At 73.7% G+C, this 14,868-nt stretch carries 13 protein-coding genes; 4 read left to right on the top strand and 9 right to left on the bottom strand.

Annotated features, from left to right (window positions below):
• Nucleotide 1 precedes the first annotated feature (1 nt).
• Nucleotides 2–1,135 carry a sensor histidine kinase gene (locus tag D0Z67_RS03360; protein ID WP_031181920.1) on the bottom strand — a complete coding sequence of 378 codons (1,134 nt, stop codon included), beginning with the start codon at nt 1,133–1,135 and terminating at the stop codon, nt 2–4.
• Nucleotides 1,136–1,242: 107 nt separating this feature from the next.
• On the opposite strand from D0Z67_RS03360, the gene D0Z67_RS03355 reads away from it, so the two are divergent.
• The 3 genes from D0Z67_RS03355 to D0Z67_RS03345 are packed head-to-tail and all read left to right on the top strand — an operon-like array spanning nt 1,243 to nt 3,298.
• A complete protein-coding gene (locus D0Z67_RS03355) occupies nt 1,243–2,163 on the top strand; it encodes an ATP-binding cassette domain-containing protein (RefSeq protein WP_031181919.1) in 921 nt (306 codons plus the stop codon).
• 2 nt (nt 2,164–2,165) lie between these two features.
• A complete protein-coding gene (locus D0Z67_RS03350) occupies nt 2,166–2,867 on the top strand; it encodes an ABC transporter permease (RefSeq protein ID WP_031181918.1) in 702 nt (233 codons plus the stop codon).
• A 41-nt stretch (nt 2,868–2,908) separates the two neighbouring features.
• On the top strand, nt 2,909–3,298 hold the full coding sequence (locus tag D0Z67_RS03345) for a hypothetical protein (RefSeq protein WP_031181917.1): 390 nt from the start codon (nt 2,909–2,911) through the stop codon (nt 3,296–3,298).
• 224 nt (nt 3,299–3,522) lie between these two features.
• Here the strand turns inward: D0Z67_RS03345 and mug are convergent, their stop codons facing one another.
• A complete protein-coding gene (gene mug, locus D0Z67_RS03340) occupies nt 3,523–4,011 on the bottom strand; it encodes a G/U mismatch-specific DNA glycosylase (RefSeq protein WP_031181916.1) in 489 nt (162 codons plus the stop codon).
• Nucleotides 4,012–4,064: 53 nt separating this feature from the next.
• Nucleotides 4,065–5,507, bottom strand: coding sequence for an adenylosuccinate lyase (gene purB / locus D0Z67_RS03335; RefSeq protein ID WP_031181915.1), 1,443 nt, complete (start codon nt 5,505–5,507; stop codon nt 4,065–4,067).
• Nucleotides 5,508–5,617: 110 nt separating this feature from the next.
• Between purB and D0Z67_RS03330 the strand changes: the two genes are divergently transcribed.
• Nucleotides 5,618–6,523 (top strand): NAD-dependent protein deacetylase, encoded by a 906-nt coding sequence (locus D0Z67_RS03330; protein WP_031181914.1) that lies wholly within the window; start codon nt 5,618–5,620, stop codon nt 6,521–6,523.
• A gap of 6 nt (nt 6,524–6,529) precedes the next feature.
• Here D0Z67_RS03330 and D0Z67_RS03325 read toward each other — a convergent pair whose 3' ends face one another.
• From D0Z67_RS03325 to D0Z67_RS03300, 6 genes are all read right to left on the bottom strand, one after another.
• On the bottom strand, nt 6,530–7,330 hold the full coding sequence (locus tag D0Z67_RS03325) for an SGNH/GDSL hydrolase family protein (protein WP_031181913.1): 801 nt from the start codon (nt 7,328–7,330) through the stop codon (nt 6,530–6,532).
• Between the two features lie 68 nt (nt 7,331–7,398).
• A complete protein-coding gene (locus D0Z67_RS03320; protein ID WP_031181912.1) occupies nt 7,399–8,412 on the bottom strand; it encodes a hemolysin family protein in 1,014 nt (337 codons plus the stop codon).
• The gene (locus D0Z67_RS03315; protein ID WP_031181911.1) at nt 8,409–9,761 is read right to left on the bottom strand and encodes a hemolysin family protein; all 1,353 of its coding nucleotides are present in this window, start codon (nt 9,759–9,761) and stop codon (nt 8,409–8,411) included. The genes D0Z67_RS03320 and D0Z67_RS03315 overlap by 4 nt, the downstream gene beginning before the upstream one ends.
• A gap of 160 nt (nt 9,762–9,921) precedes the next feature.
• Nucleotides 9,922–10,347 carry a GNAT family N-acetyltransferase gene (locus D0Z67_RS03310; RefSeq protein WP_031181910.1) on the bottom strand — a complete coding sequence of 142 codons (426 nt, stop codon included), beginning with the start codon at nt 10,345–10,347 and terminating at the stop codon, nt 9,922–9,924.
• 76 nt (nt 10,348–10,423) lie between these two features.
• Entirely contained in the window at nt 10,424–12,115 is a 1,692-nt protein-coding gene (locus tag D0Z67_RS03305) for a DEAD/DEAH box helicase (protein WP_031181909.1), read from the bottom strand.
• A 184-nt stretch (nt 12,116–12,299) separates the two neighbouring features.
• Nucleotides 12,300–14,867 (bottom strand): ABC transporter permease, encoded by a 2,568-nt coding sequence (locus tag D0Z67_RS03300; protein WP_031181908.1) that lies wholly within the window; start codon nt 14,865–14,867, stop codon nt 12,300–12,302.
• Nucleotide 14,868 lies beyond the last annotated feature (1 nt).

Here is a 14,868-nt window from a genome sequence, read left to right as displayed (position 1 = left end):
ATCAGCTCAGGGGAAGCTCGGCCCGTACGAGCCAGGTGCCCGCCTCCGGTCCGGTGCGGGCGGTGCCGCCGAGGAGGGCGGCGCGCTCGCGTATCCCGCGCAGGCCGCTGCCGCCGTCGGTCCGGGGGAGTTCCGTCGGGAGCGGATTGCTTATCTCCAGGACGAGTTGGCGGACGTCGGCCGACACCCGTACCCGCACCGGCACCGCGCCCGCGTGCCGCAGGACGTTCGTCAGGGACTCCTGGAGGATGCGGTAGCCCTCGCGCGACACCGGGCCGGGGAGGGACTCCACCGCGCCGGTGGCCCGGAAGTCGACCTCCGCGCCGGAGGCCCGCGCCGACTCCAGCAGGCGGTCCGCGTCCGCCAGCGTCGGACGGGCGCTCGCCGGCCGTTCCGCCTCGCGCAGCACCCCGAGCACCCGCTCCAGGTCCTCCAGCGCGGCTCGGCCCGTCTCCTCGATGGCGGTCAGCGCCCGCCCGGTGAACTCCGGGTCCCCGGCCGCCCGCGCGGCCCCCGCCTGCACCACGGCCACGGTCAGGGCGTGCCCGATCGAGTCGTGCAACTCCCGTGCGATCCGGGTCCGTTCGAGAAGCTGCTCGGTCCGCTCCTCCAGCGCCGCCAGCCGCTCGGCCGCCGACGGACCCAGCAGCCGCCGCGCACACCGGGTGACCAACGCGCCGAGCCCGAGCACCACGCCGTACAGCGCGACGAGGGGAAGTGGCGCCAGCAGGGCGTACGCCCGGTGCGGGGCGAAGGAGGGCGGTTGCCCCCACGCGCCCTCCGCCAGGTCGACGGTGAGGATCGGCAACCGTACCGAGGCGAACATGGCGATCAGGCCGAGCACCATCCGCAGCTCCAGCCAGAGCAGCGTGCGCCCCCGGTCCCGCCAACTCCGCGCGGGCTCCTCGGAGATGCCGGGCTCCGGCTCGCCGGGCGTCAGCAGCAGCCGCGCCTGCACGCCCTCGCCCCGCCGCACGGCCGGGATCAGCGCGAGCGGGACGAGGAACAGCGCGGGCGCCCACGGGGTGCGCGGGTCGATGAACATCCAGAACGCCACGCTCAGCATGGGCAGCCACAGATGCAGCAGCCGTGTGTACGTCGTCCCGCGCAGCAGCGGGCGCAGGAACCGGATCATGCGGCCATCCTGGCAGCCGTGCCCCGTGCACGGCCTCCCCCGCGCGGGGGAGCGGGTCAACGCTCGCGGGGGAGGCGCGCGCCCGCCCGCCCGGCGAGGCTCGTGCCATGACCAGCATCGAACTCCGCGACCTCACCAAGGAGTACGGCGGCAGACGCGCCGTCGACCGCCTGACCCTCACCGTCCGCCCCGGCCGGGTGACCGGCTTCCTCGGCCCCAACGGCGCGGGCAAGTCCACCACCATGCGCCTCGTCCTCGGCCTGGACCGCCCCACCTCCGGCACCGCCACCCTCGACGGCCGCCCCTACGCCGCGCTCCGCGATCCGCTGCGCCGGGTGGGCGCCCTCCTGGACGCCCGTGCCGCCCACGGCTCCCGCACCGCCCACGACCATCTGCTGGCCCTCGCGGTGAGCAACCGCCTTCCCGTCACCCGCGTCGGCGAGGTGCTGGAGCGGACCGGCCTCGCCCCCGTGGCCCGGCGCCGGGTGCGGACCTTCTCCCTCGGCATGCGCCAGCGGCTCGGCATCGCCGCGGCCCTGCTCGGCGACCCCGAGGTGATCCTGCTCGACGAACCCGCCAACGGGCTCGACCCCGAGGGCATCGTCTGGGTCCGCACCCTGCTGCGCGGGCTCGCGGCGGAAGGCCGTACGGTCCTGGTCTCCAGCCATCTGATGGGGGAGACGGGCGCCTTCGCGGACCACCTCGTCGTCCTCGGCCGGGGCCGCCTCCTCGCCGACACCCCGGTACGGGACTTCATCGACGCCCGCGTGCGCCCCCGGGTCCGGGTCCGCAGCACCGACGCCGACGCGCTCGGGGCACTCCTCACCCGGCACGGGTACGAGGGGGACCGCGCGGCGGACGGCACCTGGACCGTGCGGCACGCGCGCGTGGAGGAAGCCGGGCGGCTGCTGGCCGAAGAGGGGCTGCCGGTGCTCGAACTCGCGCTCCAGGACGCGAGCCTGGAGGAGGCGTACCTCGATCTGACGGCCGGCGAGGCCGAGTTCACCGCACAGCCACAGGAGGTCTGACCATGTCGTTCGTTCCCGTACTGCACGCCGAGTGGATCAAGATCCGGACGCTGCGGTCGCTGCTCGGCGCGCTGGCGGCGGTGTTCGCCGTCACCGTGGCCTTCTCGGCGGTCACCGCGGCCCAGGCCGACCGTTCCGACCCGCTGTTCTCGGTGTTCTTCGGCGTCAGCCTCGGCCAGGTCGCCGCCGTGGTCTTCGGCGCGCTGGCGGTGTCCGGCGAGTACCGGGGCGGTGCGCTGCGGCTGACGCTCGCCTCGGTGCCGGACCGGACGCGGTGGTTCGCCGCGAAGAGCGTCGCCGTCGCGCTGCCGGTGCTCGCGGTGGCGCTGCCGACCGGGCTGGTGACGCTGGCGGTGGGCAGAGGGCCGGCGGGGCTCACCTGGGCGGAGGGGCTGCGCGGGGTGGCCGGCTGCGCGCTGTACCTGACGCTGATGGCGCTGCTGGCCGCCGGACTCGCGGCCGTGCTGCGCAGCGGGGTCGGCACGCTCGGGCTGCTGATCCCGTTCCTGCTGACCGTGTCCTTCGTCGTCGGAGACCTCGACTCGGGCGCCGCCGACTACCTGCCCGACCGGGCGGGCCAACTCGCCCTGCACAGCGCCTCCGAGGGCCCGCTCGGCCCCTGGGCCGGGCTCGCGGTGAGCGCGCTGTGGGCGGCGGCGGCGCTGGGCGCGGGCGCCTGGTGCGTGCGGCGGCGGGACGCCTGACGCGCCGCCAATTGTCAGTGCCGGGCGCTTTACTGGAACACATGGACGTCGTCGCACGGCACCTCGCCGCCATCGACCGGCTCCGCGCGCGGGACCTCCCGCCGGGCGGGGCCGCTCACCACACCGTGGAACTGGACCCCGGCCACGGGCCGAGGCCGTCCACGGACGACCTCCACGCCCTGCGCGACGCGATGGCCCAGCACCTCGGCACCCGCTGGGGCGAGTCACCCCCCTGGGCCCAGCTCACCCTCCGCCTCCGCCTCGCCCGAGGCGAGGAGATACCCGAGCCCTGGGCCACCCTCTGCCTCCGCACCGACGAACTCGACGTGTGGCAGGCGGAGGACGTGTGGCTCGCCGTCGGCGTGGCCGACCGCGACGAGGCCGACGCGATACGCCTCCTGGCCACGGTCACCCGTACGGCCCCGCCCTAGGCCGTGTCCGGAAAGTCCCGCCTGGCTCGCGACGCCTGGCACGTTCCCCCAAGCTCTGCGAGCAGGGGGGACCCCCAGCGGCGTTGCCGGGATCGTCCTCGTACGCCCAGTACGAGGACGACCCTCCGCCTTGCGAGCGCACGCACCAGACGCCTTGCGAGCGCACGCACCAGACGCCGCGAGCCCTGCCCTCCGGGCAGACGGCGCCACTTTCCGGACACGACCTAGTCGGCCGCCGCCTCGCGCAGCCGCGCGTACTCCTCCGCCATGCTCGTCACCGTCCAGTGGGCGTTCAGGCCGCTCGGGTTGGGGAGGGCCCAGACCCGGGTGTCGCCGAACGTGCGCTCCTGGGGGCCGACTTGGGCCTTGCGGTCACCGAAGGCGGCCCGGTACGCGGTCACGCCGACCACGGCCAGCCAGCGGGGGGCGTAGCGCTCCACCTTGGCGGCGAGCACCCGGCCGCCCTCGACGTACTCCTCGGGCGACAGCTCATCGGCGCGGGCCGATGCCCTGGACACCACGTTGGTGATGCCGAGGCCGTAGGAGAGCAGCTCGCGTTCCTCGGCGGGTTTCAGTTGGCGTGGGGTGAAGCCGGAGCGGTGCAGCACCGGCCAGAAGCGGTTGCCGGGGCGGGCGAAGTGGTGGCCGGTGGCCGCCGACATCAGGCCCGGGTTGATGCCGCAGAACAGGACATGGAGGCCGTCCGCGAGCACGTCGGGGACGAGGCGGTCGCGGGCGGCCTCCAGTTCCGCCTGGCTGAGGGAGGTCAGAGGATCGCTCCGGGGGTGTAACCGGCCGCCTCCGGGCGCTGCTTGGCGATCTCCTCGATCCGGCCCACGACCACGCCGACCTGGTCGGCGGCCGCGCCGGTGAAGGACAGCTTGTCGGCCATCAGCGCGGCCAGCTGCTCCCGGTCCAGCGGCAGGCGGTCGTCGGCGGCGAGCTTGTCCAGCAGGTCGTTGCGCTCGGCACCCTGCTCCCGCATGGCGAGCGCGGTCGCCACCGCGTTCTCCTTGATCGCCTCGTGCGCGACCTCGCGGCCCACGCCCGCGCGCACCGCGCCCATCAGCACCTTGGTGGTGGCGAGGAACGGCAGGTAGCGGTCCAGCTCGCGGGCGACGACGGCCGGGAAGGCGCCGAACTCGTCCAGCACGGTCAGGAACGTCTCCAGCAGGCCGTCCAGCGCGAAGAACGCGTCCGGCAGCGCGACCCGGCGCACCACCGAGCAGGACACGTCGCCCTCGTTCCACTGGTCGCCAGCCAGCTCGCCGGTCATCGAGGCGTAGCCGCGCAGGATCACCATCAGGCCGTTGACGCGCTCGCAGGAGCGGGTGTTCATCTTGTGCGGCATCGCGGACGAGCCGACCTGGCCCGGCTTGAAGCCCTCGGTGACCAGCTCGTGCCCGGCCATCAGCCGGACCGTCTTGGCCAGCGAGGACGGCGCCGCCGCCAGCTGCACCAGCGCGGTGACGACCTCGTAGTCCAGCGAGCGGGGGTAGACCTGGCCGACCGAGGTGAACGCCTGGCCGAAGCCCAGGTGGTGGGCGATGCGCTGCTCCAGCTCGGCCAGCTTGGCCGCGTCCCCGCCCAGCAGGTCCAGCATGTCCTGCGCGGTGCCGACCGGGCCCTTGATGCCGCGCAGCGGATAGCGGCCCAGCAGCTCGTCGACCCGGCCGTAGGCCACCAGCAGCTCGTCGGCGGCGGTGGCGAAGCGCTTGCCCAGGGTGGTGGCCTGCGCGGCTACGTTGTGCGAGCGTCCGGCCATGACCAGCTCGGCGTACTCGCCGGACAGCCGGCCCAGGCGGGCCAGCACGGCCACCGTGCGGTCGCGGACCAGCTCCAGGGAGAGCCGGATCTGGAGCTGCTCGACGTTCTCGGTGAGGTCGCGCGAGGTCATGCCCTTGTGGACGTGCTCATGCCCGGCGAGGTCGTTGAACTCCTCGATCCGCGCCTTCACGTCGTGCCGGGTGACCTTCTCGCGCTCGGCGATGGAGGCCAGGTCCACGGTGTCGAGGACGCGCTCGTAGTCGGCGATCGCCTCGTCCGGCACCTCGATGCCCAGGTCCTTCTGGGCGCGCAGCACGGCGAGCCAGAGCTGCCGCTCCAGCCTCACCTTCTGCTCGGGCGACCAGAGCGTGGCGAGCTCGGCGGAGGCGTACCGTCCGGCGAGGACGTTGGGGATGCGGGGCTTGGCGGGCGCTGAAGTCACGTGTACGGAGTGTACTGGCGATTCGTGCAGGCCAGCGCCGTGGGGTGACTCGGAGGAAGCTACAAGGCACGCGGCCGGGGCATCGAAGGCGCGTTCCCTACTCTTGCAGTATGCGCATGCGTCCTACGTTGAGCTGGACCCCGAGCGGAGATCTGCCGCCGGGCATCACCGACCCGGAGCCGGTCGCCGAGGCGCTGGGCGCGGGCGGGGTGCTCGTCCTCAGCGGGGCGGGCATCTCCACCGAGTCCGGCATCCCCGACTACCGGGGCGAGGGCGGCAGCCTGAGCCGGCACACCCCGATGACCTACCAGGACTTCACCGGCGGGGCGCAGGCCCGGCGCCGGTACTGGGCCCGCAGCCACCTGGGCTGGCGCACCTTCGGCCGGGCCCGCCCCAACGCCGGGCACCGGGCGGTCGCCGCGTTCGGGCGGCACGGCCTGCTCTCCGGCGTGATCACCCAGAACGTCGACGGGCTGCACCAGGCGGCCGGCAGCGAGGACGTGGTGGAACTCCACGGCAGCCTCGACCGCGTCGTCTGCCTCTCCTGCGGCGACCTCTCCGCCCGCCGCGACCTCGCCGCGCGCCTGGAGGAGGCGAACCCGGGGTTCGACCCGGTGGCCGCCGGCATCAACCCGGACGGCGACGCCGACCTCACCGACGACCAGGTCGGCGACTTCCGAGTGGTGCCCTGCACGGTCTGCGGCGGCATTCTCAAGCCGGACGTGGTCTTCTTCGGCGAGTCCGTCCCGCCCGCCCGGGTCGCGCACTGCCGCGCCCTGGTCCGCGAGGCGGCCACCCTGCTGGTACTGGGCTCCTCGCTGACGGTCATGTCCGGCCTCCGCTTCGTACGCCAGGCGGCCGAGGCCGGGAAGCCGGTGCTCGTCGTCAACCTGGCCCCCACCCGGGGCGACGTCCACGCCCGCGCCCGGGTCGCCCTCCCGCTGGGCCCGGCCCTCACATCCGTCGCCGGCCGGCTGGGCGTCCCCCTGGAGGGTGCCGACTCACCGGTGGGGTGACCGGTGCTACGCCCGGTCCTCCTGCGTCAGTTCGTACGGCAGGAGGTCCGGGCGCTTGGCCGGGAGGCCGTCGCCGGAGGAGCGGCCGGTGAGGCGGCGGGCTATCCAGGGGAGCAGGTACTGCCGGGTGAAGCGGACGTCGGCGACCCGGCGCGCTCCCCAGCCGGGCGGCGGGGTGGCCGCCATGGGGGTGCGCCACTCGGCGTCCTCCGCGTCGTGGCCCAGCTCCTGCCAGACCGCCTCCGCCACCCTGCGGTGTCCCTCGTGGGTGAGGTGCAGCCGGTCCACGTCCCACAGGCGCGGGTCGCCCAGCGAGGGCGCGCCGTACAGGTCGACCACGACCGCGTCGTGCTTGGCGGCCAGCTCGTCCACGCAGGCGAACAGCTCCTCCATGCGCGGCCGGAACCGGTCCAGCACCGGGCCCTGGCGGCCGGGGCTGCGCATCAGCACCAGCCGCTCGCAGTGCGGCGCCAGCCCTTCCACGGCCTCGGTCAGCAGGTCCCGCACCCGGACCATGTCGCACTTGGGGCGCAGGGTGTCGTTGAGCCCGCCGACCAGCGTGATCACGTCGGGGCGCATCGCGGCCGCGAGCGGGACCTGCTCGTCCACGATCTGCTGGATCAGCTTGCCGCGCACCGCCAGGTTGGCGTACCGGAAGCCGGGCGTGCGGGCGGCCATCCGGGCCGCGAGCAGGTCCGCCCAGCCCCGGTAGGAGCCGTCGGGCAGCAGGTCCGACATGCCCTCGGTGAAGGAGTCGCCCACGGCGACGAGGCTGGTGTACGCGGGAGGTGTGGAATTCGTCTGCATGGCGACAGAGATGGTAACCCGGCGCCATACCCACCGGTCGGTCACCCCGTTCCCGCCCCGCGCACTCCTCAGGCGGGCTGCCCGAACAGCTCCCGCAGCACGTCCTCCATCGTCACAAGACCGGCCAGCTTGCCGTCCGCGCCGATCACCGCCGCCACATGCGTACGGCTGCCGCGCATCGCGGTGAGCACGTCGTCCAGCGGGGAGGACTCCCGCACCCGTGCGATCGGCCGCATGTCGCGCAGCCGGAACGGCACATCGCGCGGGGAGGCGTCCAGCGCGTCCTTCACATGCAGATAGCCCACGATCCGGCGCCCCACGTCCACCACCGGGAACCGGGAGAACCCGGACTCCGCCGACAGCCGCTCCAGCTGCTCCGGGGTGACCCCGACGCTCGTGTAGACCACCCGCTCCAGCGGCACCACCACGTCCCGGACCGGGCGGCTGCCCAGCTCCAGCGCGTCGTGCAGGCGCTCCTGCGCCCGGTCGTCGATCAGGCCCGCCTCGGTGGCGTCCTTGACGATCTCGGCCAGCTCGGTGTCGGTGAAGGTCGCGGACACCTCGTCCTTGGCCTCCACCCGCAGCAGCTTCAGCAGGCCGTTGGCGAAGGCGTTGATGGTGAAGATCGCCGGGCGCAGCGCACGGGCCAGCGCCACCAGCGGCGGCCCGAGCAGCAGCGCGGTGCGCACCGGCTCGGCCAGCGCGATGTTCTTCGGCACCATCTCGCCCAGCAGCATGTGCAGATACGTGGCCAGGGACAGCGCGATCACGAACGACACCGCGTGCCCGGCGCCCGAGGGCACGCCCATCGCGTGGAACACCGGCTCCAGCAGATGCGCGATGGCCGGTTCCGCGACCACACCGAGGACCAGTGTGCACAGCGTGATGCCGAGCTGCGCGGCCGCCAGCAGCGCCGACACGTGCTCCAGCCCCCACAGCACCCGCCGGGCCCGCTTGTCGCCCTCCATGGCCAGCGGCTCCACCTGCGAGCGGCGCACCGAGATCAGCGCGAACTCCGCTCCCACGAAGAAGGCGTTGACGACCAGGGTCGCCAGACCGATCAGGATCTGTACGGCGGTCATCGGGCCCTCTCCGTCGACTCGTCGGCGTGCCTGCCGTGCGTCCCCCCGGCCGGCGCGTGCAGCAGCACCCGCGCGGCCCGGTGCCCGGAGGCGTCCACCACGTCCAGACGCCAGCCGTCGGCGTCCACGCTGTCGCCGACCTCGGGGATGCGGCCCAGCTCGGTGGCGACCAGCCCGGCCAGCGTCTCGTACGGGCCGTCGGGCACCCTCAGGCCCACCCGTGCCAGCTGGTCGGTGCGGGCCGCGCCGTCCGCCGAGTACAGGGCGCGGCCCTGGTCGTCGGTGCCGGCCGGGGCCAGGTCGGGGGTCTCGTGCGGGTCGTGCTCGTCGCGGACCTCGCCGACGACCTCCTCGACGATGTCCTCCAGCGTGGCCACGCCCGCCGTGCCGCCGTACTCGTCTATGACGACGGCCATGGTGCGCCGGCCGGACAGCCGGTCCAGCAGGCGGTCCACGGTCAGGGACTCCGGGACCAGCAGAGGGTCGCGCATGATCTGGGTGACCGAGCGGACCGGGCGGTCCTCGGCGGGCAGCGCCAGTACGTCCTTGATATGGGCGACGCCGACGACCGCGTCCAGGCTGCCCCGGTAGACCGGGAAGCGGGACAGGCCGGTGGCCCGTGTCGCGTTCGCCACGTCCTCGCAGGTGGCGAGGGTGTCGAGGGCGACGACCTGGACGCGCGGGGTCATCACGTTCTCCGCCGTCAGGTCCGCCAGGTTCAGCGTCCGCACGAACAGCTCGGCGGTGTCCGGCTCCAGCGCGCCCGCCTTCGCGGAGTGCCGGGCGAGCGCCACCAGCTCCTGCGGGCCGCGCGCGGACGCCAGCTCCTCGGCGGGCTCCAGGCCGAAACGGCGCACGACCCGGTTGGCGGTGTTGTTGAGGTGGGTGATGAAGGGGCGGAAGGCCAGGCTGAACCAGCGCTGCGGGGTGCCCACCCGCTTGGCCACGGCCAGCGGCGAGGAGATCGCCCAGTTCTTCGGCACCAGTTCGCCGACGACCATCAGGAACACCGTCGACAGGGCGGTGCCCAGCACCAGCGCGGCCGAGCGGGCCGTCGCGTCGGACAGGCCCATCGCCCGGAACGGCCCGGAGAGCAGCGCCGCGATGGACGGCTCGGCCAGCATGCCGACGACCAGGTTGGTCACGGTGATGCCGAGCTGCGCGCCGGAGAGCTGGAAGGTGAGGTTGCGTACGGCCTTCAGCGCGCCCGGGGCGCCGGTCTCACCGCGTGCGGCGGCCCGTTCGAGTTCGCCGCGCTCGACCGTGGTCAGCGAGAACTCGGCCGCCACGAAGGCGCCACAGGCGAGCGAGAGCAGGATCGCCACCAACAGGAGGAGCACTTCGGTCATCGGGTCACCTCCGTCCCAGGATCGGTCAGGACGGGGAGGACCGCGCGATGTCGGTGACGCGGACCGGGAGGCTCGCCCATGGGTGGACGCTCACAACCTTTCATCGAGTGCCGAGGTGCCACCCCAATGGTAAAGGATCAGCAAAGCGTCCCCCAAGGGATCATCCGTCCAGCGGCTTGACCCAGCGACGCCACTTCTCCTCCGGCCCGTATCCCGCCGCGTTCCAGGCATGGTGCGCGCTCTCGTTGCGCACCAGCACCATCGCGTCCACCCGGCGCCCGCCCAGCGCCGCGAACCGGGCCTCGGCAGCCGCCAGCAGCGCCCGCGAGATCCCTCGCCGCCGGTGGCCCGGGTGCACCGCGAGCCGGTAGGCCGAGCACCGCCAGCCGTCGAAGCCCGCGATGACCGTGCCGACCAGCATCCCGTCCAGCTCCGCCAGGAGCAGGGCCTCCGGGTCGCGCTCGATAAGCCGGGCCACCCCGGCGTGGTCGTCGCTGATGCTCGTCCCCTCGGCGGCCTCGGCCCAGAATGCCAGCACGGCGTCGATGTCGGCGGGAACGGCGTGACGGATGCCCGGATCACTCATGATGGGAGCCAAGCAGAACGCCCGGCCACCCGGCCATGGACTGTCCGGCAGGTGAGACCCGGCCGGACTCCCCCCGTCAGCGGGACTGGTCGCGCTCTCGGCGTACCTGGGCGCGGCGGCCCTTGACGTTGGCGCCGCGCATCGCGCGGACCACGTCGTCCGCCGCCTCCTCGGGGACCTCGACCAGGGAGAAGCGGTCGGCGATCTCGATGGCGCCGATGTCGCGGCCGCTGAGCCGGGTCTCGCCGGCGATGGCGCCTACGAGGTCCTGCGGCCGTACGCCCGCGCTGCGTCCGGCGCCGACGAAGAGGCGGGTCATGCCGGGCGAGGTGCGGCCGCGCGGCCGGCCGCGCTGGCCCCGGTCGCGGTCACCGCCCCGGCCCCGGTCGCCGCGGTCGCGGTCCCTGGGCGCCAGCTCGGGGATCTCCTCCTCGTCGAAGGCCGCGCCGCCCGACTCGTGGGCCAGCTTCACCGCCGCCAGCGCCACGTCCATCACGTCGAACTCGTCCCCGAGGGTCTCCACCACCACCCGGAACCGCTCCAGGTCCTCGTCCTCCAGCAGGCTCTCGTGCAGCGCGGCCCGCGTCAGCTCCAGCCGCCTGGCCCGCAGGTCCGCGACCGACGGCACCTTCTCCAGCGGCACCTTCCGGCCGGTCGCCCGCTCGATCGCCTTGAGCATCCGGGACTCGCGGGGCTCCGCGAGCGTGATCGCCACACCCTCCCGGCCCGCGCGCCCGACCCGGCCGATGCGGTGCACGTACGACTCCGGCGCCGAGGGCACGTCGTAATTGATCACATGCGTGAGGTGCTCGACGTCGATGCCGCGCGCCGCGACATCGGTAGCGACCAGCAGGTCCGCCGTGCCGCCGCGCAGCCGGCCCATCACCCGGTCCCGCTGCTCCTGGCTCAGCCCGCCGTGCAGCGCCTCGGCGCGGTAGCCGCGGCCGTTCAGGGTCTCGGAGAGCTGGTCGACCTGGTCACGGGTGCGGCAGAACACGATCGCCGCCTCCGGCGACTCCACGTCCAGCAGCCGCCCCAGCGCCGCCGCCTTCTGCGCCCGCCCCACGATGTACGCCGACTCCCGGATGCGCGGCGCCTCACCGGGCGCCGGGGCCTCCCGCTCGATCCGCACCCGCACCGGGTCGCTCAGGTGCTTGCGCGCCATGGAGTCGATCCGCGAGGGCATCGTCGCCGAGAACAGCACCGTCTGCCGATCCGAGGGCACGTTCTCCAGGATCGAGTCGATGTCCTCGGCGAAGCCCATGTCGAGCATCTCGTCGGCCTCGTCCAGCACGACCGTGCGCAGGCCGTCCAGGGGCAGCGTGCCGCGCGCGATGTGGTCCAGCGCCCGGCCCGGCGTCGCCACCACCACGTCCACCCCGCGCTGCAGTTCGCGCAGCTGGCGCCCGATGGGCTGGCCGCCGTAGACCGGCAGCACGCGGACGCCGAGGTCGGTGCCGTAGCGGTGCACGGCCTCCGAGACCTGGATGGCCAGTTCGCGGGTCGGCACCAGCACCAGCGCCCGGGGCCCCTTGCCCTTGCCCTCGGCGGCGATGCGCTGGATCACCGGCAGCGCGAACGCGGCGGTCTTGCCCGTACCGGTGGCCGCCTGCCCCAGCAGGTCGTTGCCCGCCAGCAGCGGCGGAATGGCCTCCTGCTGGATCGGGGTGGGCTCCTCGTAGCCGAGCGCGGTCAGCGCCCGCTGGATCTCGGGGGCCAGGTCGAGATCGGCGAAGCCGACCTGTCCTTCGCTGGTGTTGGTCGTCATGGCGCATCCCTTTTCCGGCTGGGGGACGCGGTACCTGAGTGGCAGGCCGGGTCGGGCCTTGAAGACGCGCGGGCCCGCGAGCGAGCCCGAAGTCCGCGCCGGGACGCGCCCCCTTGCAGTTCACACGGTACGGACCATCTATACCGTGCCGTGCCACGGGGAAACGCGCCACCCGACCGGGCCCTCACTCGTGGGCGATGGCCGCCAGGACGTTCATCCGCGAGGCCCGCAGCGCGGGAAGCAGCGCCGCGACCACGCCCACCACCGCCGACCCGATCATCACGGCGACGATGGTGCCCCAGGGCACCTGTAGATCCTTCATCCCGCGCAGCGCCAGCACCTGCTGACCGCACACGCCCCACACCAGCCCCAGCGCCAGCCCGAGAACCGCGCCGAACACCGCGATCACCACCGACTCCAGCCGGATCATCCGGCGCAGCTGCCGCCGGCTCAGCCCGATCGCCCGCAGCAGCCCGATCTCCCGGGTGCGCTCCACCACCGACAGCGCCAGGGTGTTGACCACCCCGAGCACCGCGATCACGATCGCCAGCCCCAGCAGCGCGTACACCAGGTACAGCAGCACCGAGATCTGGTCGTGCACCAGCTTCTTGTAGTCGGCCTGGTCGCGGACCTGGAGCTGCGGGTACGCCTTGAGCGACTTCGTGAGTCCGGCCCGCAGTCGCGCCGCGTCGGTGCCGGGCGCGGCGTTGACGTAGAGCACCGAGTCCTGGCCGCCGGGTACGTACTTCTCCTCCGTGCCGAGGCCCAGGAAGATGCCGCCCTGCGTGCCGAAGCCCTCCGGCGACTCCAGGTTGGTGAGCGCGCCGACGGTCAGCCGGGCCACCTTGCCGCCGGGGAACTCGACGGGGAGGGTGCTGCCCATCCGCGCCCCGTGCCCTTGCGCGAACTTGGCGTCCATCGCCAGTCTGCCGTCCGCCAGCGCGGCCGAGGTGCCGCCGCTCGCGTAGGTGAGGTGCACGACGTCGTCCAGCCCCGGGCCGTAGGCGGAGGCGGCCGTCCGCACCCGCCTGCCGTCCGGCATCCGCACCGCGAGCGGGGTGATCCGCTGCGGTACGACGAGCCCGACACCCCGTGTGCCCTCCACCGTGCGCCGTACATCGGCGCTGAACGGGGTGAAGTTGGCGCTCTGCACGATGAAGTCCGCCCCCAGGGTGCGGTCGATCTGCCGGTCGAACGAGGCCGACATCGAGGCGCTCGCCACCGACATCCCGCCGACCAGCGCGAGGCCCACCATCAGCGCCGCCGCCGTGGCCCCCGTACGGCGCGGGTTGCGCAGCGCGTTGCGCTGGCTCATCCGGCCCACCGAACCGAACAGGGCCGGGAACGCGCCGCCCAGCACCCGGATCACCGGCCGCACCAGCAGTGGCCCGGCGATCACCATCGCGATCAGCGTCAGCACCACGCCGAGCCCCAGCAGCGCGGCCGCCGGCGCCGCCTTCGTCGCCGCCACGCAGCCGGCCAGCGCCGCCGCCCCGGCCACGCCCATGACCCCGCCCGCGATGGCCCGCCCCGTCAGCGGCTTGTCCACCCCGGCGATCTCCGCGTCCGACAGCGCCGCCATCGGCGACACCGTCGCGGCCCGCCGCGCCGGGAGGTACGCGGCGACGAAGGTGACGCCCACCCCGACCACGTACGCCGCGACCGGGGTGCCCCAGCCGATCACCATCTCGGTGGCCTTCAGGTTCATCCCGAACAGGCTCATCAGCCGGATCAGCCCGTACGCCATCCCGATCCCGGCCGCGAGGCCCAGCGTGGAGCCGACCACGCCGAGCAGCAGCGCCTCCAGCAGCACCGAGCGCCTGACCTGGCGGCGGTCCGCGCCCAGCGCTCGCAGCAGGCCGAGTTCACGGGTGCGCTGGGCGATCAGCATGGCGAAGGTGTTGACGATCAGGAAGATGCCGACGAGCACCGCGATCCCGGCGAAGCCCAGCATCACGTACTTGATCACGTCGAGGAAGCCGCCGAGGTTCGCCGCCGCCGACTTGGCCTGTTCGGCGGCGGTCCGCAGCTCGTAGCCGCCGCTGCCGATCGCGTCGGCGACCCGGGTCTTCAGCTCCGGGTCGGTGACGCCCGGCGCGGCCTCCACCGAGATGGCGGTGGCCTTCTTCGCCGAGCCCAGCAGCTGCTCGCCGGCGGTGGCCTGGTCCAGGAAGACCAGGGCGGCGCCGGGGTTCGTGGTGCGGAAGGTGGCGATGCCGACGACCCGTACCCGGAAGGTGCCCGGCTGGGCCTGCACGATCAGGGTGTCGCCGATGCCCACGTGCTTCTTGCTCGCGGTGTCCGCGTCCAGCAGCGCCTGTTCCGCGCCGCGCGGGGCGTGACCCGAGGTCAGCTCCACCGGGCTGCGGTCGGTCAGATACCAGGAGGTGGCGATCGTCGGGGCGCCGGTGGTCGGGCCGACGGACCGGTTCCGGCTGTCGATCACCGTGACGTTCTGCACCGACACGTCCGCGTGCGCCGACGCGACACCGGGGGCCTTCGCCACCCGGCCCGCGAGGTCGGCGGGCACCGTCTGCGTGGCGCCGCCCGGCACCGGAGAGCGCAGGTCCTGCTTCGGGCCGACCGTCACGTCCGCCGCCGTGGAGGCGAACAGCCGGTCGAAGGTACGGGTCACCGTGTCGGAGAAGATCAGGCTTCCCGAGACGAAGGCCACGGACAGCACGACGGCCAGCGCGGAGAGCGCCAGCCGCCCCTTGTGCGCGAGAAAACTTCTCAGGGTCGCCTTGAGCACG

Source organism: Streptomyces seoulensis, assembly GCF_004328625.1.
Classification (GTDB): Bacteria; Actinomycetota; Actinomycetes; order Streptomycetales; family Streptomycetaceae; genus Streptomyces; species Streptomyces seoulensis.
This window is presented reverse-complemented; position numbering and strand designations above follow the sequence as displayed.

Bases quoted from the DNA above. Each gene is read 5' to 3' on its own strand.
- D0Z67_RS03360 (WP_031181920.1), bottom strand. From the start codon at position 1,135: ATGATCCGGTTCCTGCGCCCGCTGCTGCGCGGGACGACGTACACACGG.
- D0Z67_RS03355 (WP_031181919.1), top strand. From the start codon at position 1,243: ATGACCAGCATCGAACTCCGCGACCTCACCAAGGAGTACGGCGGCAGA.
- D0Z67_RS03350 (WP_031181918.1), top strand. From the start codon at position 2,166: ATGTCGTTCGTTCCCGTACTGCACGCCGAGTGGATCAAGATCCGGACG.
- D0Z67_RS03345 (WP_031181917.1), top strand. From the start codon at position 2,909: ATGGACGTCGTCGCACGGCACCTCGCCGCCATCGACCGGCTCCGCGCG.
- D0Z67_RS03330 (WP_031181914.1), top strand. From the start codon at position 5,618: ATGCGCATGCGTCCTACGTTGAGCTGGACCCCGAGCGGAGATCTGCCG.
- D0Z67_RS03325 (WP_031181913.1), bottom strand. From the start codon at position 7,330: ATGCAGACGAATTCCACACCTCCCGCGTACACCAGCCTCGTCGCCGTG.
- D0Z67_RS03320 (WP_031181912.1), bottom strand. From the start codon at position 8,412: ATGACCGCCGTACAGATCCTGATCGGTCTGGCGACCCTGGTCGTCAAC.
- D0Z67_RS03315 (WP_031181911.1), bottom strand. From the start codon at position 9,761: ATGACCGAAGTGCTCCTCCTGTTGGTGGCGATCCTGCTCTCGCTCGCC.
- D0Z67_RS03310 (WP_031181910.1), bottom strand. From the start codon at position 10,347: ATGAGTGATCCGGGCATCCGTCACGCCGTTCCCGCCGACATCGACGCC.
- D0Z67_RS03305 (WP_031181909.1), bottom strand. From the start codon at position 12,115: ATGACGACCAACACCAGCGAAGGACAGGTCGGCTTCGCCGATCTCGAC.